The 400-nt window shown below is 51.0% G+C and carries 1 protein-coding gene; it reads left to right on the top strand.

The window, feature by feature from the left end; genetic code table 11:
* Window positions 1-400, top strand: a 400-nt coding sequence (locus tag AC04NP_RS30695) for a hypothetical protein (protein WP_482863953.1), incomplete at both ends; no start/stop codon positions are given.

Genomic DNA, 400 nt, shown 5'->3' on the forward strand with positions numbered 1-400 from the left:
TGCCGGATATACCTTCGACTGGTTCACAGGGCAAAATAACACCGACTCCGGCGATGCGCTGCCTGCTGGTAATATCACAGGCGTTAACGGCCAAATTGCACAAAACCTGGCCCCGGGATTCTATACTGTCAGAGTTACAGACAACTTGAATCCTAACAATTCATGTCAGACCATCGCTACGATGGAAGTACCCGATATGCCGGACATCGTCAACATTCTGACGGCTCATATTGCTATCAACGATCAGGATGATTGCTCGCCGGTCACTGGTTCGGCCACCGTTACCCAGGTCATGGTTAATGGTATAGGTCAGGTTCCCGGTGGATTCTCCTTTAACTGGTATGAAAGTGATGCAAGTACCGCTATATCCGGCGCTAGCAATGGCCCGAACGCAGGCGTG

The sequence above is a fragment of the Agaribacillus sp. DX54 genome (genome assembly GCF_056858335.1).